This window comes from Streptomyces sp. NRRL F-5755 (assembly GCF_001279365.1).
In the GTDB taxonomy this organism is placed as follows: Bacteria; Actinomycetota; Actinomycetes; order Streptomycetales; family Streptomycetaceae; genus Streptomyces; species Streptomyces rimosus.
Window position 1 is genome coordinate 20984 of the sequence record NZ_LGCW01000274.1, and the last position, 21217, is coordinate 42200.

Consider the following 21217-nt stretch of genomic DNA (forward strand, 5'->3'; position numbering starts at 1 on the left):
AGAAGGGACTTTTGACGTGGCTGAGGAATGGTTCGTTGTCCTTCCGGACTCTGACGCCGGCCTCACCGCAGCACGAGCCCTTCGCCCGTCGGCATCGCGTGTCATCGAGCACGCCTCGGGCCGGCCATGGCTCATCGGGCACTGGCCTCTCGGTAGCGTTCTGCGCACCGACAGCGGTCCGGTACGGGTGGCGGTGGTCGGGCAGTGCCCGACCACCGCCGACTCGCTGCGGAGGCTGACGGACAAGGTGCGCTCGGTGCATGAGGTAGGAATCGCTCTCGCGGGCCTCGCGGGCGCTTTTCATGTCATTGCGTCCGTGGCGGGACGCGTGCGTGTCCAGGGTTCCCTGGCCGCTGTGCACCGCGTCTTCCAGGCCCGGTTCGGCGACGCGGTCATCGCCGCGGATAGTGCCCGGGTGCTGGCCGCACTGACCGGCGCGACGTGGGATCCGGCATGGCTCGCGCTGCACCTGACATCCCCGAGCATGCCGTACCCCCTGCACGAGAGCACGCCTTGGCTCGGCGTTGGGGCCGTGCCGGCCGACCACTGGCTGTGTCTCGAACCGGACGGCACGGCGGGCACCCACCGTCGCTGGACGGCGCCGGATCCCGAACTGCCCCTGGCCGAGGGGGCGCGGGAGGTGCGCAAGGCGCTGGCGCGGGCGGTGAACGCGCGGACGGAGGCCGGTGGCACTATCAGCAGCGACCTGTCCGGGGGCATGGACTCCACCAGCCTGACGTTCCTGGCCTGTCGCGGGTCGGCACAGGTCGTCACCTACCACCAGGTGGGCCGTGACCCCCACAACGACGACACCCACTACGCCCGCCTGGCCTGCGACGGTCTTCCCGACGCCCTCCACCGGAGGTTTACGGCCGACCAGGCCGGGCAGCGCTTCGCCGCACTGGGCGCCGATCTGTCCTTTCGTGACACGGAAGCGCCCTTTCCCATGGAGCCGGGCCGGTCAGATCTCGGCATCCGCGCGCGGGCCATGGCCGAGGAGAAGTCCCGGGTCCATCTGGTGGGACTGGGAGGGGACGAGCTGTTCCGTCCGGGCATCGCCTACCTGCACGACCTGGTGCGCAAGCGGCCGTTGACAGGACTGACGCACGTCCGGGCCCAACGCCTGTGGGACCGGCTGCCGTGGTCCGCGGTGCTGCCTGCGCTCACCACGTCCAAGAGCCCCGTGAAGCAACTGACGACCGCGGCCGAGGTGCTGACGGCGCCCCGGCGCCGCACCTGGGCGGAAGACTTCGGCTGGCTCTCGCCGATGCGTATGCCGCCCTGGGCAACGCCGTACGCGGCCGAGGCCGCCCGGGAGACGCTGCGGCACTGGTCCCGCAAGGACGTCCGCCCGCTGTCACGGTGGCGGGGCCAGCATGCGATGCTCGTGTACGCCCGCGCGTCGGGCAGGTCGGTAGGGCGAGCCGATCTGCTGTTCGCCGGTCATGGTGTACGCCTGGCCGCACCGTTCCTCGATGACGAGGTCCTGCACGCGGCCCTCGCGGTGCGCCCGCAGGACCAGCTGTCGCCTTTCCGCTTCAAACCGCTCCTCGCGGCGGCCATGGACGGCATCGTGCCTGACGAACTCCTGCACCGCACCACGAAGGGCGAGTACAGCGCCGAGAACCGGCACGACTGGGCACGGCAACGCCGACAGGTCATGCGGTTCTTCGAGCAGTCGGAACTGGCGCGGCACGGGCTGATCGACACGGCGGAGATGTGGAAGGCATTGCTGCGACCCCACAAAGACACTTCGACGCTGATTCAGATGCACGGCACGGTGGTCTGTGAAGCCTGGTTGCAGGCGGTCCGTGACCACGCCGGCGTTCCGGAACCCCGGCCGGCATCCGCAGCGAGGAAAGGCAGCGCACCGTGATCGTCCTGCGCCCCGACGTGAACGTAACCGAAACCGGTGACGCCATGGTCCTGCTGGACCGGAGTTCCGGGAAGTACTGGCAGCTCAACGCCACCGGAGCGCTGGTGCTCCGGACTTTGCTGGAAGGCGCCACATCGGAGAAAGCCGTGCATGATCTCGCAGAGCGGTATCCGGCAGCAGCCCATCGGGCGGCCGACGACGTGGACCTTTTGATCGGGCGCCTGCGCACCGCGGGGCTGATCGGCGAGGAGCGAGTGTGAGCGTCAACCTCGTCCTGTCCCGTGGCGAGCGTCCTCCCCCACGGCAGTGGCCCGCCGCCTACCTCGCCGTCGCAGCGGCCCGGTGGCTGTCCGGCAGATCACCGCACCGCATCAGTCAGGTACTCCATCTGGTCAGGCGCGGGGCGACACCGGCATCCGTCGGGCAGGCCACAGCGGCCAGAAAGGCGGTGGTCGCCGTCAGTCCCCGCTGCGCGATCGAGCGGGGGTGCCTGCAGCGTTCGCTGGCGACAGCGCTGCTGTGCCGTCTGCGTGGTACCTGGCCGACGTGGTGCACGGGGGTACGGACTTTTCCCTACTTCACCGCCCACGCCTGGGTCGCAGTCGACGGGCAGCCGGTCGGCGAAGACCAGAACCCGGACTGCTACACCCTCACGCTGACCGTTGCTCCCAGATGACGACGTACCGGTCGCGGCACAAACGGTGACCATGGCCACCTAGCGGCGACAGTCACACGAGCGAGGGCATGCTTTGCAGCCGCGGCGATCCCCTGTACGTGTACGACGGCGCGTGTCGGGCCGCCAAAGGCAAGGCGATCACGCGTGAAGAAGCCATGCAGGCGCTCGTCCAGGGTGTGGAGCCGTGCCCCTACTGCCGGCCGGACACGGAGCTGGGCATTCTCAGCTGAGATGCCGGTCAGCAGCCCGCGCCGTAGGCTCGTACTCCCGCAGGGAGGCGAGCCCCATGCCCTCAGCGAAGGTCACCATCTCGTTCGGCCTGGTCATCATCCCCGTCTCTCTGGCCCCGGCGACGGATGCCGGTCCCGCCGTCTCGTTCCACCGCATCCACACCAAGGACGGCGGCCGGGTCCGCAACGTCGCCGTGTGTAGCCTCGACGACGAAGAGGCCCCCCGCGAGGACATCGGCCGAGGCTATGTCACCGGCGACCGCGTCGTGCCGGTTACCGACGAGGACCTTGAGCGGCTGCCGCTTCCGACGGCGAAGGTGCTGACGATCTTGTCCTTCGTCGACTCCTCGGAGGTCGACCCGCTCCAGATCGGCAAGCCGTATTACGTCCGCGCCGAAGGTCCGTCCGCGAAGCCGTACGAGCTGCTGCGCCGGGCGATGGAGGACCAGGGGCAGGTCGCACTCGGGAAGGTGGCCCTGCGTGGCCGGGAAACCCTCGCGATGATCATCCGCCCCATGAACCAGATGCTGGTGATGCACGCCCTGCTCTGGCCCGACCAACTGTGCTCCCCGGCCGGCGTGGTACCTGACCGGCCCGTAGAGATCACCGCGCAGGAGCTTCAGGCGGCGGAGGAGCTGATGGACTCGTACGGCCCGCTGGACGAGGAAGACCTGCGCGATCACTGTCGCGAGGAGCTGGAAGAGATCGTCCAGGCCAAACTGGAGGAGCGCGAGCCCGAGGTTGAGGCCGAGAAGCCCGCGCCGGGCGGGAAGATCGTGGATCTGATGGCTGCGTTGGAGGGGAGCGTGCGCTCCGCCCGCCAGTCCCGCGGCGACACCGGCGAGGAGGCCACCGTCACCCCGCTGCGGGCCGTCCAGAAGGCTGTCGCCCCGGAGGAGAGGCCGCCCGCCAGGAAGCCCACGGACTCCGCCGCCAAGAAGTCCACACGGGCCCCGAAGGCCACCGACGGCAAGGCAGCCACCCGCACGAAGAAGACGGCCAAGAAGGCCGCGGGGAAGAAGACCACCGGCAGACGAGCCGGATAACAACGCCGGAACGCCCCGCCCCGCCAAAGCGGAGAGGGCGGAGCGGGGGGGTGTCGCGGCACGGGCCGATACTCGATGAGACGGACACGCCCCAGCCGCGGTCATGCAGCCCGCTCATGGACGCCGGGGCCGGTGCCGAACTCTGAGCAGCACCATCGGACCGGGATGAATGCGGTCTCGCTACCGAAGATTACCGAGACCCCGTCCTGGTCCGGATAGCTCTGTAATGAACGGAAGCGCCTCGGAGCTACGCCAGCACGCTACCCCTCACGTAGAGGGCGCGAATACCCATCGCGGGCTGTCAACATGCCGGTGTAGCTACCGAGGCGCAGGGCCTATCGGCGGGCTCGCAGGGCTATGACTGCGCCGCTGGTCGTGCAGCATGTCAGCAGAGCACCAATGACGATGTTCCACGTATCACCACGCCAGATACCGATAGCCGTCACCGCGAGCGTAAGAACAAGCGAGATGGCGAGGAGTATCCGTCCGATAAGCATGAGCAGCAGTCCTTAAAAGCAGTCCTGGACGCCGTGAGCTGCCGCCGCCGCTCCGCCCATGAGGGCTCCGGTGGCGGCCAGCGACGTCCCGCCGCTGGCCGGAGCCGCTATAACGCCGCCGGCGGCGCCAAGTCCGGCCCCGATGGTTGCCACACCATCCCAGAAGCAGTTCGAGTTGGAGCGCTTGGCGCGCGTCGCCACCTTACCTGGGGCCGCCGCGGGGACCACGGTGCCTTCGATCGTGGAGCCCTTCACGTCAGCGATCTTCTGCGTGAGCTGGTCGCCCTTGAGGGTCCAGGTGGCCTTGTGAATCTTCCCGGCCTTGTCCTTGACGTCGAGCCGCTTCATGCCGCCATCCAGTGTTCCGTCGGCCTTGAGGAACCGGACGCCGCGGTCGGTAAGGACCGCATGGTCGCCCTTGGGCAGGTTGAGCTTGAATGTGGAAGTGGCCGCGAACTTCGTCACCTCACCACCCTTGGCAAAGGGTTTTGCGGGCTTGTCCTGCGAAGCCGGAGCAGCAGCCGTGGCGGTAGCGGCCATAGAGGTCACGATCGCGGCGGCCGCCACGGTGGTGGCGAGGGCCGAACGCACGCCGAAGCGCATATACATTTACCTTTCAATCATTTTCCGCCCCCATAACCGGGGACACACCCACCCTTGTTGACAAAAAGGCCCACCCATATGGCGCCAGTCACAAATCAAGCAAACGCCCAGTAAAGATCATTTAGATGCCGGGTAAAACGCCCAATTGGCGGTCCGGCTCACACCGTCAAAGTCCGATTTAAATGGAGATTCGCTAATTAACCCATCGATCCTTGCCGACTTCGCCACGGTGCGCCGCTTGAGCCCCGATGGCGCAACTTTGTCCGGAATCGTCGTGCTCCATGTCTCGCAGCACGCATCATTTCGACACTGACGTAGCCCTCGACGATCTGCCGTCGACCGATTCGGAACACAGGAGGAGAGCGCAAGGTCACCTCCGCCCGTCGGCAGCGTCCCCACGCGCCCCTGTGCGGCGGGCGAACGATTCGCCGACTGGGCAGACGTCGAAAAGCGCCCCGCCCCTGCCGAAGCAGCGGGCGAGGCGCGGGGCCGGTCCTACACGCGCTGGTACTCGACGGAGGCGTGGCCGCAGCCCGTGGCCAGGCGGCGCAGTGCGTCCCGGGCCGGTGCGGTCGACGGTCAGCGCCCAGCGGAGTTTGGTGGAAGCTGACCGTCGACACCACGGAGCGCGCCGCGTTGCATAGGCTCGCGGCTGGCTGCCCGTCGACGGAGGTGAGGTTCACCCCGGCACCATGACCGGCGGGATGCCAGAACCCATCTTCGAACCTTCGCTGATCTCGTACGCGCGCCACAGATGAGAACTTTGATGCCCTCGGCAGCGGGGAACTGTCAGCCCCGCCCAATACCTTCTTTGTGGAGCTCGGTTCGGGCTCGCGGCCTTCGGGGTCGGTATGACTCGTTGCCCTGTCGTTGATGATCCGGGAGTGCTGTCGCCGGTCCCGGTGGCGCCGGTTGATCGCGACGCCCGCGCCTGCCGGCCGTCGCCGCTGCCCGGCGTCTCGAAGGTGCGTGCCTGGGTGCACTGGGAGGCATGAGCAGCGCACCGATCGTCGTGCACCGGCCATCTCGCCTCAGCGGACGCTGGCGTAGGTGTCCGTTCAGGCCCGGCGACGCCCTCGAAGCCGGAGGCCGTTTGTGCAGCACCGCCTCCGGGGGCTCTACGTGCCCGGGTTGCTCATCACGCTGACAGAAAGTACTTTCCAGTTGGAAAGTTACTGTGCGTGCGGGAGTGAGTGATGGACGAGTACCAGGTGGGCATGGACGTCGTGGCTCGTCAGCGCCGGGCCGCGGCTGCGCGGGTCCGGCTGGGCTGGTGGTTTCCGGCGCTGACCGCGGTGTCCTGGGCGCTTGCGGTCAGCAGTGCGTTCCCGGCGGCCGGCTACCGGCGCCTGGGCATTCCGGACCTGCCGTACGGCCAGGTCGGCGGTCTGCTGTTCCTGGCGTTGATCGTGCTGTTCTCCGTGCGGTCGGGTATGAACCGGCGGGATGTGTGGCCGTTCACGGCATATCCGTCGTTGCGTCGGCGCTTTCCTGCGTTCGTCCTGGTGGGCTTGGGCGGTTTGGCGGCGGTGTTCGGGCTGGGCCGGCTGAGCGGTCCGCCGGCCGGCGCCGCATGGGCGGCCGTCGCGGTCGCGGTGGCCGCGGGGGGCGTGATCGCGTTCCTGCTGACCTGGATGGCTGCGGGGATCCGTGGCGACATCGTGACCGGGGGCCGGCGGCGGTGACCGGCACGTCCGAGGGGCTGGATCCTGTGATCCATCCGCTGCCGAAGCTGTCGATCTGTGCGCTGCTGGCCGCTGGCCCGCAGTGGGTGGAGTTCCGCGTGGTCCGGGAGACCACGGGGCTGAGCGATTCGATGGTGTCCAAGCACAGCCGAGCCTTGGAGGAGGCGGGCTACATCGAGGTCCGCAAGGGCGGGATTGGGCGGCGCCCGCGCACCTGGTTCCGTATGACCCCGCTGGGCCAGGCCCGCTACGGCGGGCACGTCGCGGCACTGCAGCAGCTCCTTCAGCGGGAACCTGACCAGGGCCCCACCCCGGACGCCTGAAGAGTGCGTACGCAAAAGCAGCGAGCGTGCGGGAACCGTGCCTGCGCCACAAATCCGTGCAGAGTACTGCCGGGCACCTCGAATACTTGAGGCCCGTATCCGGCAAGGCGCTTCTGCGGGCCGCCTCGGTCCAGGGCAGTGGGCTGTTCGCCCTCAAGCCGCCGTCTGCTCCTCGGACGTTGCGTCAAGCCCGACGGCCCGCTGCCGCGCCTTCTCGCGGCACGCCTCCACTGCGGTCCGCTGCTCCTCAGTGAGCGGCGGAGGCGGAGGCCAGCAGCCGTCCGGGCCCATGAGTGCGGCGAGCCGGGTGCGCTGTGTCTCGGTGAGTACCGGAGCTGATGCCAGCAGACGATTGATGAGCTTTTCGGCGCTGCAAGCGACGATCGGAGCCGTCCGGGACCGCTCGGCGCCGGTCCGCGGGGCTGCACGAGGCACTGCGGAACGGTGATCAGTAGACACGGTAGATGTCTCCGACCGTGCAGTGGCGCAGCCGGGCGCCTGTCCACACGAACTCGACCTCATCGACCAGATGCTGCAGTTCCCGGACAACCTCTCCGACCGTCAGGTCCTGGCCGGCCAGCTCCTTCACGATGGCCAGGGCGCCTTCTATCGCGTCCGGTACGGCATTCCCCTGGACACTGCACCCGGGTGGCGGGCATCGTCGCGTAGCGCTCCCGAGACTCCTCGCGCTGCTCCGGGTCGGGTTCGGAGGTCGGCCAGGCGGGGGAGGCATAGATCTTCTGCAGGCCGTACATCTCGGCCGGGGCGCATCCCTTGGAATGCCGCGTGCCATAGATCCAACCGGTGAAACCCCACATTGTGTAAGCGTTCACAGCCAGCTGGTAGACCTGGCTCATGGCCAGCGGGCGCTTCTTCTTGCGGACCTTCTTGACATAGCAGCCGCGGCGAGAAGTGGCCGGCGGGATGGGAGTCTCGGGCCGGAGCCGGTATCGCTGCACGGCATCGATCATCAACAGGCCGAAGACCATCAGGATGTCATTGACGTAGGTCCGGGCCCGTTCCTTGTGCCGCACCTTCTGGTTGAGCGCGTTCTTCCAAGCGATGTACTCCGGGGCTTCGATCGCATTGACACGGTGCTCGCCCCACTGCTCGTTGATCTGAGCTGTGAGAATGGGCCGGTACCATTTGACGGACCCGTGGCGGAGGTCCTGGTGTGGCAGCCAAATTACCAGGCTGTACGTGTGCATCGGCACGTTGTCGCAGCTCTTGGCCACACGCGTGCCGTGGCGGACCTCGTACTCACGGTCCGTACCGTAGCTGTAGGTGGTCTCCTCGTCGTCGAAGCCGCTCTTGCTTTTGTATTTCTTCTTGCCGTTCTTCAGGTACTCGCCGGACCACCTCTTGACCCGGCACTTGTTCCCGCGCCATTCGACGTACGGCACGCCGCCCCCAATTGGCTGGGTGGTGGTCTGTGTGGTGCTCCCGCCGCCGGGTCAGGGTTTCCTGCTGCGGCTGCTGGCCACGTGCGCCTGCTGCAGCCGTAGCCTGCCCGTTTGGTATGCCGAGTCCGATAGGCGGGAAGCTCAGTCGTGCCCACGATATTCCGCAAGGAGGCGGGTGCACCACCGATGCGCTCGCCTCCCAGTGGATGTGCAGCGGCATGGTGTGTCCAACGCGCGGCGTTTCTCTACGGGTTGGGTGCTGTCCGAGCCAGGCACGAAACTCGGCCGGGGTACCTGAGCCGGACCTTGCTGGCGCGGGCGGCGGCCTGCCGGTGCTGCCCGCGGCGGGACGATCCACGCCTACAATGATCCGCTCATGATTCCGCCCCGGCTTTGGGCGCGTAGTAGTTCGTCGGCAAGCCTCCGCAGCATGCAACTCGCCGTCTTTGGCAGGGAATTGCGGGAGCTAGGCATCATATGGCGGAGGAACCCGGCGGATGGGCCCGGGGTGGCCCTGGTATTCGACCACTCGGCATTGCCCTGGACGACGCCACCCTCGCCAGGCCCTGGCTCCGCCTGACGCTCGCCGAGGACGGCGCTCCTGGGCGACCATCCGACTCAGGTGCAGACCAGGGCGGCGACCAGGTCGTACAGCTCGGCTAGGGGCGAGATGGACGTACTGCTCCACTCTGGGCGCCACGAGCTGAGCGGTGGCCTCCGGAGCGATGACGCAGACCAGGGCGTCCCCGGGGAGTGGCAGGTCGGATAGTGTGCATACTCGCGCTTGAGGCGGCCGCTGACGCCGGGGGCGGCGGTCTTGACTGTTCAGGTGCCGGTGCCCTTGCGGCGGTCAACGTGCTTGGGCTGGTCCCGCTGCCCAGGACAGCATCAGCGCGAAAGCCCGATGCGCAGGCTCGCTCTCCCCTGATGGGGCCGCTGCTCGTCGGCTTCATCCTGCTGGTGACCTGCGGTGGCCGGCTCCGGCAGCATCCTCGACGCCGGCTTGGTGGAGGCGGATCGCTTCGACGCACCACGGCGGGACACGCAGACGCGGCAGCAGGTGGGGCCGGAACCAGGCGAGCATGATGCCTTCGGTGACCTGGATGCGGGCGGCGTCTCCGTTCCAGGAGGCGGTGAAGACTTCGATGTCCGCCCGGCCGTTGCCCTGTTGCACCGTGGCCAGGGGGCGCAGGTCGGGCAGGACGAGGCCGGCTTCTTCGTGGAGTTCGCGGGTGATGGCCTTGTGCGGGGTCTCGTCGGCCTCCAGTTGGCCGCCGAGGAAGCTCCAGTGGCCGGGCCAGCAGATGCCGTCGATGTTGTCCCGCAGGTGCAGCAGGTAGGCGCCGTCGCTGTTGCGGATCGCTGCCGCCACACCCATGGACACTCCTTGGCTCGCCGGTGTGTCCACGGTACGCGCCTGGGGCGTGGGTGGCCCGGGAATGCGGCCGCCCACGCTCCGGGTGTCGCGGGGTTATGCGGTGGCGGTGGCGTGCTCGCGTCCGCGCCGGGTACGGCGGTGCAGGACCTCTGCCAGGGTGGTGCGCCAGCCGTCGGGGTCGATGTAGATCATGGCGATGAGTGCGGCGAGGACGGCGCCGCCGAGGTCGTTCATCACGCCCGTCCAGGAGTGCTCCGGGCAGTCACAGATGGTGAGCCCTTTGAGGCCGTGCAGCTGGTGCATGGCCTCGCCGCCTTCTTCGCCGACCTTGCCGACCTGGAGGGCCTTGAGCTCCTCGGCGGGCAGGTCGCTGCCTGCCTGCCGGCACACGGCCGCCAGGCGTTCGATGGTGTCGAGGTCGAGAATGCCCGGGAGCTGGTGCGAGGTCATGATGCTCCTTCTTCTGCGGGAAGGGCGGGCGACCGTCCGGTGCCCGGCGCTCTAGTGGGGGATGCGGACCGCGGGGCGGCCGAGCTGGTGTACGCGCCATCCGGCGGCCGTCCAATGGTGGGGGTCGAGGGTGGTGCGCAGGTCGATGATCAGGGGGTTGGTGGGCAGGTCGCGTAGGGCGGCCGGGTCGGCGTCGCGGTAGTGGGGCCATTCGGTGGCCAGGATGACGGCGTCGGCGCCCTTGACGGAGGCGGCGAGATCGTTGGCGTACTCCAGCTCGGGGTGGCGGGCCAGGGCGGTGGGGACGGCGTGCGGGTCGTGCACGGTGATGCGGGCGCCGCGGTCCTGGAGCAGCCGGGCGACGGCCAGGGCGGGGGATTCGCGGACGTCGTTGGTGCCGGGCTTGAAGGCGGCGCCCCATACGGTGATGGAGCGGCCGGCCAGGGATCCGTCGAGGACTTGGGTGACCAGGGCGAGGGCGGCGGCGGGACGGCGTTCGTTGATGATCTCTGCGGCGCGCAGCAGGTCGGCGGCGGTGTCGGCGCCGAGCTGGCGGGCCGCCGCGGTGAAGGCGCGGATGTCCTTGGGCAGGCAGCCGCCGCCGTAGCCGATGCCGGGGCGCATGCCGCCGGTGCCGATGCGCGGGTCCATGCCGATGGTGGCGGCGACGGTGGCCACGTCCGCGCCGGAGGCGGCGCACATGTCGGCGACGGCGTTGATGAAGGAGATCTTCAGGCCGAGGAAGGTGTTGGCCGCCCCTTTGATCATTTCGGCGGTGGGCGGGTCGCACACCACCAGCGGGGCGTCGATGGGTGCGTAGAGTTCGCGGATGACGTCCTCGGCGCGGTGGGAGGGGACGCCGGCGACGATCCGGTCGGGGCGCAGGGTGTCGGCGACTGCGTGGCCTTCGCGCAGGAACTCCGGGTTCCACACCACCTCGACGTCGCGGCCGGCGGGCGCGTGCCGCGCCAGGAGGCTGGCGAGCTTGGCGGTGGTGCCGGGGGTGACGGTCGACTTGCCGATGATGATCGTGGGCCGGGTCAGGTGCGGGGCCAGGGCCCGGGCGGCGCCGAAGACCTGGCCCATGTCGTAGCCGCGGCCGTCCGCGTCGATCGGCGTGCCGACGGCGAGGAAGTGCACGTCGGCGGCCTCCGCTGCCTCGGCGAGGCTGGTGGTGAAGCGCAGCCTTCCGCTGGCGGTGTGCCGCGCGAGCAGTTCGGGCAGTTCCGCCTCGTAGATGGGGGCTTCGCCCCGGTTGAGGGTGTCGATCTTTGCCTGGTCGGTGTCCACGCCGATCACTTCGTGGCCGATCTCTGCCATGCCGGCGGCGTGCGGGATGCCCAGGTGGCCGCAGCCGATGACGGATACGCGCATGGTTCGGTGTGCTCCTTCGGGGAGGGAGACCGTCCGGATGGAGGGCCGGGCCGGCCAAGGGAGGCTCGCACGCTAGCGGCGTTGGCCGGCCGGGCGGACATCTGGCAGGTCGTGCGGTTGACGCGGTGTCAGGCGGCTACTTTCTCCAGCAGGTGCCGGGCGAGGGCGGGCAGCGCCTCACTCGCCGGGGCGTTGCACACCAGATCGCCGTCCTGCGGCCCCTCCAGCGGGTAGGGGTGGAAGACGCCGCCGTTCCAGAAGCCCTCGGGATCGCAGTGGATGACCTGCATGCCGCGCTCCCGGGCGCGGGCGGCGACCTGGCGGCGGTCCGCGTGCAGCCCGACCACCAGCAGCGCGCGGGCGCCTTGGCCCCATTCCACGTCGGGGACCGTCTGGTCGTAGCGGCGTACGAAGCACTCGCGCAGTCCGGCGCGGGCTGCCAGCACGTCGAAGTTGTTGGTGATGACGGGCCCGGTCAGGTATCCGGCGTCGTGCAGGTCTTTGAGCGCGGTCAGGGCGGGGGTGGGCCGGGCCTGGAAGCAGGCCCGGTACATCTCCACGCACTCCTCGGCCTTCTCCTCCGGCGCGGTGAGGAACTCGGCCAGCAGCGGATCATCCTGGGGGCGCAGGACGAAGCCGTGGACGCCGGGGGCGTCGTCCTCCCGGGTGGTGACCCGGTAGATCTCATGCAGCCGGTGAAGCGCGGGGATGCCGGCCTCCCAGCTCGTACCGCCGCCGACCTCGGCCTGGAAGGGCAGGTGGTCGGCGATCGGCGCGAGGTCCGGGATGCGCCGGAAGACGCCCGGGGCTGCTTTCTGGCGGATGCCACCGGCGAGCACCTCCCACGGACGGCGGCGGCTCGCCGGGGGCGGGACGTAGCCGGATGAGGTGATCTGGACGTCCAGACAGGCGTATCCGCGTGGCAGCGTACGACCGGCGCGGAGGTCTTCGGGATGCGGGGCGGAGTGCAGGGCCGGGGTGACGCGCAGGTCCCCGCGTACCCACCCGCCGCCCTCGGGCTTCCAGTCGCCCGCGCGCAGGGCGGCGCGGACCGTTTCCCAGTGTGCGCCGATTTCGTCGGCCGGGGCGGCGGCGTGGTGGTACAGGTACAGCTGCCGCAGCGCCAGGGCCGGCGCACCGGTGGTGGTGGCGAGCCCGTACCGGTAGCGGTAGTGCACGATGCGGCGCCGCGCATCGCCGGGCTGCCAGCCGGACTGCGCGGCCGTGGCCTGCTCCTGGGTGCGCCGCCAGATGCCTTCCTCGATGTCCCGGGGCCGGTCGGCACCGCGAGTGCCGAAGAAGGCGTGCCAGTCGCGTTCCTGCTGCGGGGTGAGCTGATCGACCACGATGAAGGGCAGTTCCATGGGGACCTCTCGCTGTGAGACGTACTGCTGTCCTCGGGGCCGCGGCTCCCGGGCGTCCTCACCACGGCACCACAGCCACTCGGGCGCGCGAAGGCGGTGAAGCGCGGCGGACGGCGGCTGGCACGGCGGCGCAGCCCCGGCGTACGGACCGGCGAAACACCGGCGCGTTCAACGGTGTTGTTTCTGCCGGGCGCAGCGCGCCGTACGCTCGGAGGGTTCGGTGGGAAAGCGGCGGGAGGGCCCAGGATGGGACAGGCCGGGAAGCGGGTGCCCAACACGCTCTTGAGCCACTTCATGGAACGGGCCCAGCTCTCCAACGCCCAGCTCGCACACGCGGTGACCGCGGGCGCGCGGGCCGCAGGACACCGGGACATCAACCCTGACGAGAGCCGGGTACGCCGCTGGCGCGGCGGGGAATGCCCGCGCCAGCCCGTGCCGCAGATCATCGCCCAGGTGCTCGGCGCCCGGCTGGCTCTGCCCCTCACACCGGCGGACGTGGGCCTGCCGGGACCGCTCCAGCCGACCGGCCACGGCGCCGACCTGCCGTGGCAGCACGCCGCCACCATCGCCGCCATCGCTCACCTGACCCGGAGTGACCTGATGCTGCCGCACACCCGCACCAGTGACGACGCCGCACAGATCCAGGCCGCCGACGCCCTCCTGGAGCCGCTGCGGCGCTGGCCGTCCGCCAAACCCGCCGCCCTGCCGAGCCCGGCGCCCGCCGGGAGGCTGGGCACCGCTCAGGTCGAATCGATCGAGGCGCTGACCGCCGCCTTCCGGGACGCGGACAACCGGCACGGCGGTGTGCTCTCCCGCCGGGCGGTCGTGGCCCAGATGAGCGAGATCAACGACGTACTCGCCACCGCCTCCTACACCGAGGCCACCGGGCGCCGCCTCTTTTGCGCCGTCGCCGACCTGGGCAGCGTGGCCGGGTGGATGTCCTTCGACGCCGGAGCGCACGTCAGCGCGCAACGGCTCTTCATCGCCGCGCTGCATGCCGCCAGCGAGGGCGGCGACCGGCAGCTGGGCGCGCACATCCTCCAGTGCATGGCCCGCCAGATGTCCCACCTGGGGCACGTCGAGGACGCCCTCGAACTCGTCGCCCTCGCCCAGTACGGGGCGCGCCGGCACGCCGGCCCCGGCACCCGCGCGATCCTCGCCGCGCTCCACTCCCGCTTCAGCGCCCTGTGCGGCGACGTGGAGGAGAGCCAGCGGGCGGCCGGGGAGGCCGAGGACGCCTTCACCCGCATCCGCCCGGACGACGAGCCGCCGCACACCGCATTCTTCGACGAGGCGGAACTGTCGGCCACCCTCGGTGTCGCCCACCAGATCGCCGCCAAGCACGCCTCCGGCCACCGTCGCACCCACCGGGCCGAGCAGTCCCTCGCTCTGCTGGCCAACGCCCTGCGGCTACGGCCCGCCGGCCGCGTACGGTCTCGCGCGTTCGACCACATCGGCCTTGCCCGTACGCACCTGGCGGTTGGCGAACTGGCCGGGGCCTGCCAGGAGACGACCATCGCGCTCACCATCGCCGAGGGCCTGCACAGTACCCGCATCACCGACCGGCTCAGCGAACTCCACGAGGAGACCGAGCCATATGCGGGCAGCAGCGACATCAGCGCTTTGCGTGAGCGTCTGGAGGACGTGGTCGCCACCGGGCGCTGAAGGGGGTGTTCTCGCCTGCGCGCTGCCCCTGGTTACGGGGGCGATGTTCGGGTCCTCGCCGGTGACGGAGACGTTGCGCGCGCGGGTGGACGGGCTGCTGGTGAGTCGTCAGCGGGACGGTTGTTGAGGTCGGGGCCTTGACCGCGGGTCAGGACAGGGTTCCGAGGGCCGGTCGCTCGCTGCCGTAGGCCGCGGCCATGGGAGAGCTGCCGTCGGTGACGAATGTTTTGATGCCCGCCAGGTAGGCGTCACGGTCGATCAGCCCGTCGCTGTCGCTGTCGAGGGCGTCGAAGGCCGCGGCGACGCCGGTTCCAGCGTTCCCCGCGGCGGTACGCAGGCGGATGAACTCGTCGCGGTCCAGACGCCCGTCGGCGTCGCTGTCGGCGATGTCGAACAGGGAGCCCAGCGCGGGCCGGCAGGAGCGCTCGAACGCCTCATGTCCCACCCAGGTGCGGTACTCCTCGAAGGTCACGCGGCCGTCCTGGTCGGCGTCCATGTCCGCGAAGACCGCCTCGTGGGCGGCCCGCGCGGCGGTGACGACCGGATGATGGGCGTCGCGTTCCAGGGCCGACGCCACGCGGTCGACCCGGGCGAGGTATTCCGCATGGGTAATGGCGCCGTCACCGTCCACGTCCAGCATGGCGAAGATACGGTGCTGCGGTGAGTCGGACAGGGGATGGGACACGGCGCTTCCTCCCAGCTGATTCCATGGGCACTCAGCCGTCAAGATACCCACGGAAAGCATAGAAAACGCACATTCCGCTAGTGTCGGGCAAGAAGGCTCACCGGGAATCGGAACGGTGTACTCGTGGGGAAAACAGGCGCGAGGCTGCCGGACTCCCGAGGAGGATTGGTCGACCGCTTCGCAGGAGGAGCACGTGTCACCGGGCCGGTGGCGCGTCGGCAGCGGGCGGGGGCGGCGCGGGCCCAGTGGGTGCCGTATCGGGCAGGTAGCCGCGCCGGCGGAGTTCTTCCACCAGGTGCTGGCTCAGCTTGCGAAGGTCGGCCGTGGTCAAGGTGTCCGTGGCGGCGATGTCGGCGGCTTGGACCGCCTCCTCGATGTCCCTTCGAAATACCTGCGGGTCGGCCGAGCGGGGCGGGCCGCACTCAGGTGAGCTCGTCACCACGGAAGGCTCACCGGTGCCGGCGAGAACGTTCCGGCAGGAGCCGGGGCTCCACCCCAGCACGGGCTCGATTCTTCCGTACGTGGTGTCCCGGACGGGCCTGGCTGCCTCGACCTTGTTGTAGGTATTGCTCGGGGCGGCACGGACGCGGGGCCCGGCTGACGGGTACGGGTCAGCTTTGGCCCTGCGGCGGCTGCTCAGCGCTGCTACGTCGTCGCCGAGCAGCCGTGCCCCCACCCCGCGCCGCAGCGACCTCCCCATGGGTTGGCGGGGGGCAGGCGGGCTGGCCGCCACCTCCAGGCGGCCAGCCCGTCACGGGAGCCTGTCCCGGCTGTTGCACATCACTTCCGATGGCCACCGGGACGGTCGATGTCGCTACCCCTCAGATCCCGTCCCGGAGTTGCTGTGGTCCGGTGCGGCAAGGAACGAGGAAGGATCGCTCCCGCGGGGTCAGCGGTGGCTCGGTAAGGAGTGGACGGCGCGAACCGACCAGGGTGGCCAGCAACGCCTTCGGGGCGAGGAGGCGGGTGGGGGAGTGAGCGAGGGTGAGAACACCGAAGAAGGCTTCGGCGGTGGCGGGATCGCCGGCCGCGGCCCGCATGAGCCGCGCCGCGCCATGCTGGGCGAGTCGGTCGGTGGCCGCGTGGCGGGCGTCGGCGCCATTGAGGAGCAGACGGTCCTGGCCGGTCGCCACCGACCAGGCCACGGTTACGGGGCGAGCGATGGCGCGCTGGGCTCGGCGGGTTGTCCGCGGGCGCAGGCCGTGCCGGGTGAGGAGGCGGTCCAGGGCCATGGCGCCGAGGGCGGCGACCGTCATGCCTTGTGCGTAAATGGGGTTGAAGGCGGCGGAGGCGTCTCCCAGGACTAGAAGCCCGTCGGGCCAGTGCTTCAGGTCCTCGTAGAAGCGGCGCCGGTTGGCGGTACTGCGGCTGGTGTGGGCGGGGCCCAGCGGTTCCGCGTCGGCGATGAGGTCTCCGATGATCCGGTGGCGGAGCCCCCGCGCGAAGGCGGTGAAGTCGTCCTGTGCGGCGGGGGGTTCTCCGCCGGGGTGCCGGCGAGCGTGACCAGCCATCGCCCGCCCTCGATCGGCAGGAGCGCACCGGCCTGGCCGTAGGGGTGTTTCCCGGGCGCCGCGGCGATGTTGACGACGGGGAAGTCCGCCGCTCCGTCGGGGGCCCGGAAGATGCGGGTGACGTACGTCAGGCCGGAGTCGACGGTTACTTCCCGTACGGCAGGGAGGCCGAGCACCTTCAGCCAGTGGGGCATTCGGGAGCCGCGCCCGGTGGCGTCCACCACGAGGTCGGCCGTGATCTCGGACAGGTGGCCGGTGCGCTCGTCGCGCAGCCGTACACCGCGGATGTGATCAGCGCTGCCCAGCACGTCGGTCGCTGCGACGCCGGTACGGATGGTGATTTTCGGGTGGTGCCGTAGTCGTTCCCGTATCCCCCAGTCCAGTAGGTCCCGGCTGCAGCCGATCACGTACTGCGTCTCCGGCCACCGGCGCAGCCAGCCCTGCGGGGTGAGGGAGAGCAGCTGGTTGGGCATGCCCTTGCGGTGGGCGCCTGCGTCGAGAAGGCGGCGCAGCGTTCCGGGGACCAATGCCTCGATGCCCCGGGCTCCGGTGGACGGCAGGACGTGGGTGTGCTGTGCCTGCGGGAGCCCTTTTCGGGCGCGGGGGGTCCGGGGAAGGGCGTCTCGCTCGATGACGATCACCTGGCCCAGGTGCCGCGCCAGTGCCGCCGCGGCCAGCATGCCGGCCATGCCGCAGCCCAGTACTACGGCCTGCGTGGGCGGGGATGCCTCTGCTCGCTTCTGCCCGTCTGTGCGTGTCACGTCGTCCGGGCTCCTTCCGAGTACGGGGCGGTGCCCGTGGCCGGCTGCACGCTGTCGACGACGGGAGAGTGGACGAAGGCGAGGGCGGCGAAGTGCCGGCCCAGCGAGGGCAAAGTGGTCGGCAGGTGAGCGGCCATGAGGTCGTGGTAGTCATCGGTGCCGATCCGGTGGGGAATGTGCCGGATCTCCAGTGCGGCGGTCGCCTTCGCTGGTTTCGCACGTGCCAGTGGGTAGGGGCGGGGGATGGCGGCGGTCGCCTTCTGGTCGGTCACGGACATCTCGTCCACGATCGGCGGGCGGTGGATTTTGCGCAGGGGGTCCATCCCGTGGTGGCGGGTCTTGCGTTCCTCGGCCAGTCGTCGTGTCCAGGCAGCAAGATAGTGCCCTCCCGCGTCGGGGGCGGGCGCATCGACGACGGGCGCGGCCAGGGCGAGGATGGCGGCGGCCGCGGCGGCGCTTTCCGGCTTGGCTCCGGGGGCGCTTACTCCGCCGCTGGAGTGCTTGGTGCGGCTTTCGTGCCGGGTTTCGCGCGCCGCGGCGAGTGCGTGCGCAAGTGCGTCGGGCAGGTCGCCGAGCTCGTCGTCGTGGATGACCAGCCGGGCTGCGGCAGCGACGAACCGTACGGTGGCGAACCAGTCGGCGCCCGATACCGGCTTGCCCGCTACCCGTGCGGCCTGTCCGTCGGCGATGGCGAGCACGCGTTGCTGGAAGGCGGCCAGGGCCTCGGGAGCCGGCTGGGTGGGGATGTCGGTGAGGCGCTGGCGGCATACCTGCGCTTCGCGGGGGCGCTGGGGATGAAAGGTGCGGTTGCCGCATTCCTTCGCATCCAGTCCTTTGGGGTGGCGGCGGAGCAGGACCGCCGGTTTGGTTGTTGTGCCGCGGCGCAGCGCGATTGAGCACGCGGGACAGGTGTCGATCAACACGCAGCGGTGGGTGGGCAGACCGCGGCGATGCCCAGACGCCACCACAGGGGCCATGCGTCGCTGTGGGCCAGGCACCGGGGGCAGGCGCGGCTTGCACCGAGGAGCAGCCACTGGCGGCCAAGCGCGGTCTGCGACCGCGCTTCGTTTCTCGCGTCGAGGTGGGGCAGGTCCAGGGCGGTTCCGTCGTACCGGTCCAGTTGCATGTGCTGCAGGGCGCGGGCGGGCAACCCGGTGGTCTGCTGCAGGGCGTGCAGGCTGGCGGGGGCCAGGGTGATGCCGAAGAATACCGGCCGTTCGTCGTTGCCGGCGTACTGAAGCCCCAGGGCTCGGGCGGCCAGGCCGGGCGAGATGTCCAGTGTGCTGGCGGTCCGGTCCAGCCTCTATTCGGACAGGGCCCACTTCCCCCTATGGCACCTCCGGCACTTGCCAAAGGTGAGCGAACTTCGGTGGTGCGCTGCACTTTAGATCGATTTTTGGCCACTCCTTGCATCGACTCGTCGGGACGCTGACACGGGCCAGACTGTAATGGGGGGCGCGAGTTGGTCGGCTTTGCGCGTACAAGCCTTTCTGTGCGATGTCCGAGGTAGACGCCATGCGGTGCCTCTGATTCCGCACCTGGCCCCGCCAGTCGGCCAGCTGCTGCCGACATCACCGGGGATGACGCCCGGCGTCGCGGAACAGCGAAAAACAGTCACCTGAACGACTGATCGACATTCCTTGTGACATGTACAGCTTCATTGCTATCGTCCATCCCCGTTCCCCCACAAAATGCAACTGCCGTGTACAAACGCAGAGTTAGGGTCACCGCACCCCGACTCTTGCTCTGTACGCGTGGCCCGCCATCGGGCCCTTGGATCGGAGTGACGTGTCGCCTGTTGCCCTCTCAGCCGCCAAACGCGGCCGAACTGCTCTGCTGTCTGCAGCGATCGCCGCGGTGGCTCTCTTCGGATCCGCCTGTTCCGAGGCGTCTGTTCCGGCCCATGAAAGCTCCGCGAAGCCGAGAACTGAAGTTAGAGATGCATTTGCGCGGGTGCAGGCACGGCTCAACGAGGGGTGTGGGCAATCCCCTGAGACATGCAGGGAGTACCTGGAAAGCGCGATGGAGAACCTTGACTTCCTGCTGCGGGCAATGCGTGAAGACCCTAAAGGGGTTGACCATTTTGCCGCTCCCGTGAAATGGATAAAGGAAACACAGGGAAAGGTTCCCGACCAATCTAGCGGGGAGATCATAAAGCACGAAGCAGAGATAGTGCAGACGTTGAAGCGTGTCAATGACTGGATGCAGCATCATCCGGAGGATTACAGATGAAGATCGGGAAGTTGATTCATAATGCGGCTCGGCCAGCTGGCGTCGTCGCTTTGTCAGTCGCCATTCTGGCGGGAGTCGAGGCGCCGGCGCACGCCTTGGGGTGCACCTACCGCATGATCTGCCTGTACGACAGGTCAAATTATGAAGGTGGCAGTTTCGTCACCCCGAAAGATTACCCCGACTACACACCCTATCAATTCACCGACGGTGAGCCGCTGAACGACAATACGGCGTCGCTCAAGAACCTCGATGAAAACTATCGATGGCGCGGCTTCCAGCACAAGAATTACGGTGGCTGGGCCTTTCACGTGAAACGGATGAAGGAGTGCGGGGAGGGCTGCATTAAGTACTCCCAGTGGCCGTCGCTTCCCGACACCGGCCCCAACCCCCCCAAGAATGCCATTAGTTCACACAACTGGTACAAGCCCTGACTGTAGCCCCCGTAAGGAGAAAGTGAGGTAACACGGTGAAGAAGTACACAAAGCTAGGCTTGGCCGTCAGCGTGGCCGGGGCCTCCGCCCTCGCGCTTGCTGGCTACTCGAGTGCGGACTCGGCGCATCGAGCGCTTCCCGACGCCAGCATTGCCCAGCGCGTCGACGTGACTAGCGTCAACTATCCGCTTGAGTCCTACAGGCTTGACGCCGATCAGGAAAAGAAGATCGTCCAGGCCATCGATGAATTAACCGTCAGATGCATGAAGGACTTCGGGATCACCTATAAGCCTGTTCCCAGTACCGGTGATGGAGGCTTGGAGTCATCTCACAAACACCTCTATGGAGTGACGGACGAGGAGGAGGCGCGAAAGTACGGCTACGGTAATCCGGACCTCGGGAAAGAGATAGAAAAGCAGTCGACAGGGGAAACCAGCGAGGAACTCGCCGTACGAATCGGGGAGGTGAGCACATATAACGGTAAGGCAGTGCCCGAAAACGGCTGCCAAGGCCAAGCCAGTAAGCAGGTGTTCAGAGAGCAATCGCCAGAGCAGAGCGAGGCGTTCACCGACGAGCTGATCCTCCAGGCAAGCGCGCAAACACAGAGAGACCCCAGGGTTCGTGAGGTATTTCAGAAGTGGAATGCCTGTATGAAGAAGAAGGGGTTCACATACAGTACACCGCTTGAGGCGCTCGATGACAGCGAGTTTGCGTCACCTTCCGCCACAAAGCATGAAAAGAATGTGGCAGTGGCGGATGCGCAGTGCAAGAAGAAGAACAACGTAACGGGTGTGTGGTCATCGGTTGAGATGGCCTACCAGAACCAGGCCATCGGCGATAACTCAGCCCGCCTGGCGAGCGTACGAGCGAGCCTCCAGAAGAATCTCCAATCTGCGGCTCGCATCAACAAATAGAAACTTCGCATTGCGGCCTTCCGTGCCACGCAGTGCCAACACCCGATCTGTGTGAACCGGGTGATCAGAACGGCCCCTCTGTTTATGCATGGCAGCCCTTCAGAGGGTAGTAG

The 21217-nt window shown here is 68.6% G+C and carries 23 protein-coding genes; 11 read left to right on the forward strand and 12 right to left on the reverse strand.

Annotated elements, in window-relative coordinates; translation table 11 throughout:
* The first annotated feature begins 16 nt into the window (after positions 1 to 16).
* From ADK86_RS26180 to ADK86_RS26190, 5 genes are all read left to right on the forward strand, one after another.
* Positions 17 to 1876 carry an asparagine synthase-related protein gene (locus tag ADK86_RS26180; RefSeq protein WP_159393961.1) on the forward strand — a complete coding sequence of 620 codons (1860 nt, stop codon included), beginning with the start codon at positions 17 to 19 and terminating at the stop codon, positions 1874 to 1876.
* On the forward strand, positions 1873 to 2136 hold the full coding sequence (locus ADK86_RS26185) for a lasso peptide biosynthesis PqqD family chaperone (RefSeq protein WP_234346037.1): 264 nt from the start codon (positions 1873 to 1875) through the stop codon (positions 2134 to 2136). Before ADK86_RS26180 ends, ADK86_RS26185 begins: the two co-directional genes overlap by 4 nt.
* Positions 2133 to 2552, forward strand: coding sequence for a lasso peptide biosynthesis B2 protein (locus ADK86_RS41360; protein ID WP_078952276.1), 420 nt, complete (start codon positions 2133 to 2135; stop codon positions 2550 to 2552). Before ADK86_RS26185 ends, ADK86_RS41360 begins: the two co-directional genes overlap by 4 nt.
* Before the next feature lie 68 nt (positions 2553 to 2620).
* Positions 2621 to 2782: a DUF6233 domain-containing protein gene (locus tag ADK86_RS43320; RefSeq protein ID WP_159393962.1), complete on the forward strand. Its 162-nt coding sequence runs from the start codon at positions 2621 to 2623 to the stop codon at positions 2780 to 2782.
* Positions 2783 to 2838: 56 nt separating this feature from the next.
* Positions 2839 to 3828 (forward strand): Ku protein, encoded by a 990-nt coding sequence (locus tag ADK86_RS26190; RefSeq protein WP_053698812.1) that lies wholly within the window; start codon positions 2839 to 2841, stop codon positions 3826 to 3828.
* Positions 3829 to 4337: 509 nt separating this feature from the next.
* Here the strand turns inward: ADK86_RS26190 and ADK86_RS26195 are convergent.
* Complete coding sequence (locus tag ADK86_RS26195) at positions 4338 to 4928, reverse strand: hypothetical protein (protein WP_159393963.1); 591 nt, start codon at positions 4926 to 4928, stop codon at positions 4338 to 4340.
* 1196 nt (positions 4929 to 6124) lie between these two features.
* Here ADK86_RS26195 and ADK86_RS26200 point away from each other — a divergent pair.
* Both ADK86_RS26200 and ADK86_RS26205 read left to right on the forward strand, forming a co-directional pair.
* Complete coding sequence (locus tag ADK86_RS26200) at positions 6125 to 6613, forward strand: hypothetical protein (RefSeq protein WP_053698814.1); 489 nt, start codon at positions 6125 to 6127, stop codon at positions 6611 to 6613.
* A complete protein-coding gene (locus tag ADK86_RS26205; protein WP_234346038.1) occupies positions 6610 to 6936 on the forward strand; it encodes a winged helix-turn-helix domain-containing protein in 327 nt (108 codons plus the stop codon). The genes ADK86_RS26200 and ADK86_RS26205 overlap by 4 nt, the downstream gene beginning before the upstream one ends.
* Positions 6937 to 7454: 518 nt before the next feature.
* Here ADK86_RS26205 and ADK86_RS43325 read toward each other — a convergent pair.
* From ADK86_RS43325 to ADK86_RS26225, 5 genes are all read right to left on the reverse strand, one after another.
* The gene (locus ADK86_RS43325) at positions 7455 to 8339 is read right to left on the reverse strand and encodes a hypothetical protein (protein ID WP_159393964.1); all 885 of its coding nucleotides are present in this window, start codon (positions 8337 to 8339) and stop codon (positions 7455 to 7457) included.
* A 949-nt stretch (positions 8340 to 9288) separates the two neighbouring features.
* The gene (locus ADK86_RS26210) at positions 9289 to 9717 is read right to left on the reverse strand and encodes an NUDIX domain-containing protein (protein ID WP_053698815.1); all 429 of its coding nucleotides are present in this window, start codon (positions 9715 to 9717) and stop codon (positions 9289 to 9291) included.
* A 93-nt stretch (positions 9718 to 9810) separates the two neighbouring features.
* Positions 9811 to 10167 (reverse strand): hypothetical protein, encoded by a 357-nt coding sequence (locus ADK86_RS26215; RefSeq protein WP_053698816.1) that lies wholly within the window; start codon positions 10165 to 10167, stop codon positions 9811 to 9813.
* A gap of 51 nt (positions 10168 to 10218) precedes the next feature.
* Complete coding sequence (locus tag ADK86_RS26220; protein WP_053698817.1) at positions 10219 to 11541, reverse strand: UDP-glucose dehydrogenase family protein; 1323 nt, start codon at positions 11539 to 11541, stop codon at positions 10219 to 10221.
* A gap of 128 nt (positions 11542 to 11669) precedes the next feature.
* Positions 11670 to 12905, reverse strand: coding sequence for a hypothetical protein (locus tag ADK86_RS26225; RefSeq protein WP_053698818.1), 1236 nt, complete (start codon positions 12903 to 12905; stop codon positions 11670 to 11672).
* A 246-nt stretch (positions 12906 to 13151) separates the two neighbouring features.
* Between ADK86_RS26225 and ADK86_RS26230 the strand changes: the two genes are divergently transcribed.
* Complete coding sequence (locus tag ADK86_RS26230; protein WP_053698819.1) at positions 13152 to 14570, forward strand: hypothetical protein; 1419 nt, start codon at positions 13152 to 13154, stop codon at positions 14568 to 14570.
* Between the two features lie 148 nt (positions 14571 to 14718).
* On the opposite strand, the gene ADK86_RS26235 is transcribed toward ADK86_RS26230, so the two are convergent.
* From ADK86_RS26235 to ADK86_RS45720, 6 genes are all read right to left on the reverse strand, one after another.
* Positions 14719 to 15255, reverse strand: a complete 537-nt coding sequence (locus ADK86_RS26235; protein ID WP_078952277.1) for an EF-hand domain-containing protein — start codon at positions 15253 to 15255, stop codon at positions 14719 to 14721.
* A gap of 196 nt (positions 15256 to 15451) precedes the next feature.
* Complete coding sequence (locus ADK86_RS26240) at positions 15452 to 15694, reverse strand: hypothetical protein (RefSeq protein ID WP_159393965.1); 243 nt, start codon at positions 15692 to 15694, stop codon at positions 15452 to 15454.
* A 382-nt stretch (positions 15695 to 16076) separates the two neighbouring features.
* Complete coding sequence (locus tag ADK86_RS44770) at positions 16077 to 16511, reverse strand: hypothetical protein (RefSeq protein ID WP_234346039.1); 435 nt, start codon at positions 16509 to 16511, stop codon at positions 16077 to 16079.
* A 71-nt stretch (positions 16512 to 16582) separates the two neighbouring features.
* The gene (locus ADK86_RS44775) at positions 16583 to 17527 is read right to left on the reverse strand and encodes an NAD(P)/FAD-dependent oxidoreductase (RefSeq protein WP_234346040.1); all 945 of its coding nucleotides are present in this window, start codon (positions 17525 to 17527) and stop codon (positions 16583 to 16585) included.
* The gene (locus ADK86_RS26250; RefSeq protein WP_053698821.1) at positions 17524 to 18450 is read right to left on the reverse strand and encodes a hypothetical protein; all 927 of its coding nucleotides are present in this window, start codon (positions 18448 to 18450) and stop codon (positions 17524 to 17526) included. Before ADK86_RS26250 ends, ADK86_RS44775 begins: the two co-directional genes overlap by 4 nt.
* Complete coding sequence (locus tag ADK86_RS45720) at positions 18444 to 18827, reverse strand: TniQ family protein (protein WP_078952280.1); 384 nt, start codon at positions 18825 to 18827, stop codon at positions 18444 to 18446. The genes ADK86_RS26250 and ADK86_RS45720 overlap by 7 nt, the downstream gene beginning before the upstream one ends.
* 722 nt (positions 18828 to 19549) lie before the next feature.
* Here ADK86_RS45720 and ADK86_RS43330 point away from each other — a divergent pair.
* Genes ADK86_RS43330 through ADK86_RS26255 form a run of 3 tightly spaced genes read left to right on the forward strand, consistent with a single transcriptional unit; the run spans position 19550 to position 21104 of the window.
* Positions 19550 to 19759 (forward strand): hypothetical protein, encoded by a 210-nt coding sequence (locus ADK86_RS43330; RefSeq protein ID WP_159393966.1) that lies wholly within the window; start codon positions 19550 to 19552, stop codon positions 19757 to 19759.
* On the forward strand, positions 19756 to 20190 hold the full coding sequence (locus ADK86_RS41375) for a peptidase inhibitor family I36 protein (protein ID WP_078952281.1): 435 nt from the start codon (positions 19756 to 19758) through the stop codon (positions 20188 to 20190). The genes ADK86_RS43330 and ADK86_RS41375 overlap by 4 nt, the downstream gene beginning before the upstream one ends.
* Positions 20191 to 20225: 35 nt before the next feature.
* Positions 20226 to 21104: a hypothetical protein gene (locus ADK86_RS26255; RefSeq protein WP_053698822.1), complete on the forward strand. Its 879-nt coding sequence runs from the start codon at positions 20226 to 20228 to the stop codon at positions 21102 to 21104.
* The last annotated feature ends 113 nt before the right edge of the window (positions 21105 to 21217 follow it).

Excerpts from the sequence above, each read along its gene's own strand:
- ADK86_RS43320 (WP_159393962.1), top strand. The coding sequence starts at position 2,621 with ATGCTTTGCAGCCGCGGCGATCCCCTGTACGTGTACGACGGCGCGTGT.
- ADK86_RS26190 (WP_053698812.1), top strand. The coding sequence starts at position 2,839 with ATGCCCTCAGCGAAGGTCACCATCTCGTTCGGCCTGGTCATCATCCCC.
- ADK86_RS26195 (WP_159393963.1), bottom strand. The coding sequence starts at position 4,928 with ATGCGCTTCGGCGTGCGTTCGGCCCTCGCCACCACCGTGGCGGCCGCC.
- ADK86_RS26200 (WP_053698814.1), top strand. The coding sequence starts at position 6,125 with ATGGACGAGTACCAGGTGGGCATGGACGTCGTGGCTCGTCAGCGCCGG.
- ADK86_RS26210 (WP_053698815.1), bottom strand. The coding sequence starts at position 9,717 with ATGGGTGTGGCGGCAGCGATCCGCAACAGCGACGGCGCCTACCTGCTG.
- ADK86_RS26215 (WP_053698816.1), bottom strand. The coding sequence starts at position 10,167 with ATGACCTCGCACCAGCTCCCGGGCATTCTCGACCTCGACACCATCGAA.
- ADK86_RS26220 (WP_053698817.1), bottom strand. The coding sequence starts at position 11,541 with ATGCGCGTATCCGTCATCGGCTGCGGCCACCTGGGCATCCCGCACGCC.
- ADK86_RS26225 (WP_053698818.1), bottom strand. The coding sequence starts at position 12,905 with ATGGAACTGCCCTTCATCGTGGTCGATCAGCTCACCCCGCAGCAGGAA.
- ADK86_RS26230 (WP_053698819.1), top strand. The coding sequence starts at position 13,152 with ATGGGACAGGCCGGGAAGCGGGTGCCCAACACGCTCTTGAGCCACTTC.
- ADK86_RS44770 (WP_234346039.1), bottom strand. The coding sequence starts at position 16,511 with ATGACGGTCGCCGCCCTCGGCGCCATGGCCCTGGACCGCCTCCTCACC.
- ADK86_RS43330 (WP_159393966.1), top strand. The coding sequence starts at position 19,550 with ATGGAGAACCTTGACTTCCTGCTGCGGGCAATGCGTGAAGACCCTAAA.
- ADK86_RS41375 (WP_078952281.1), top strand. The coding sequence starts at position 19,756 with ATGAAGATCGGGAAGTTGATTCATAATGCGGCTCGGCCAGCTGGCGTC.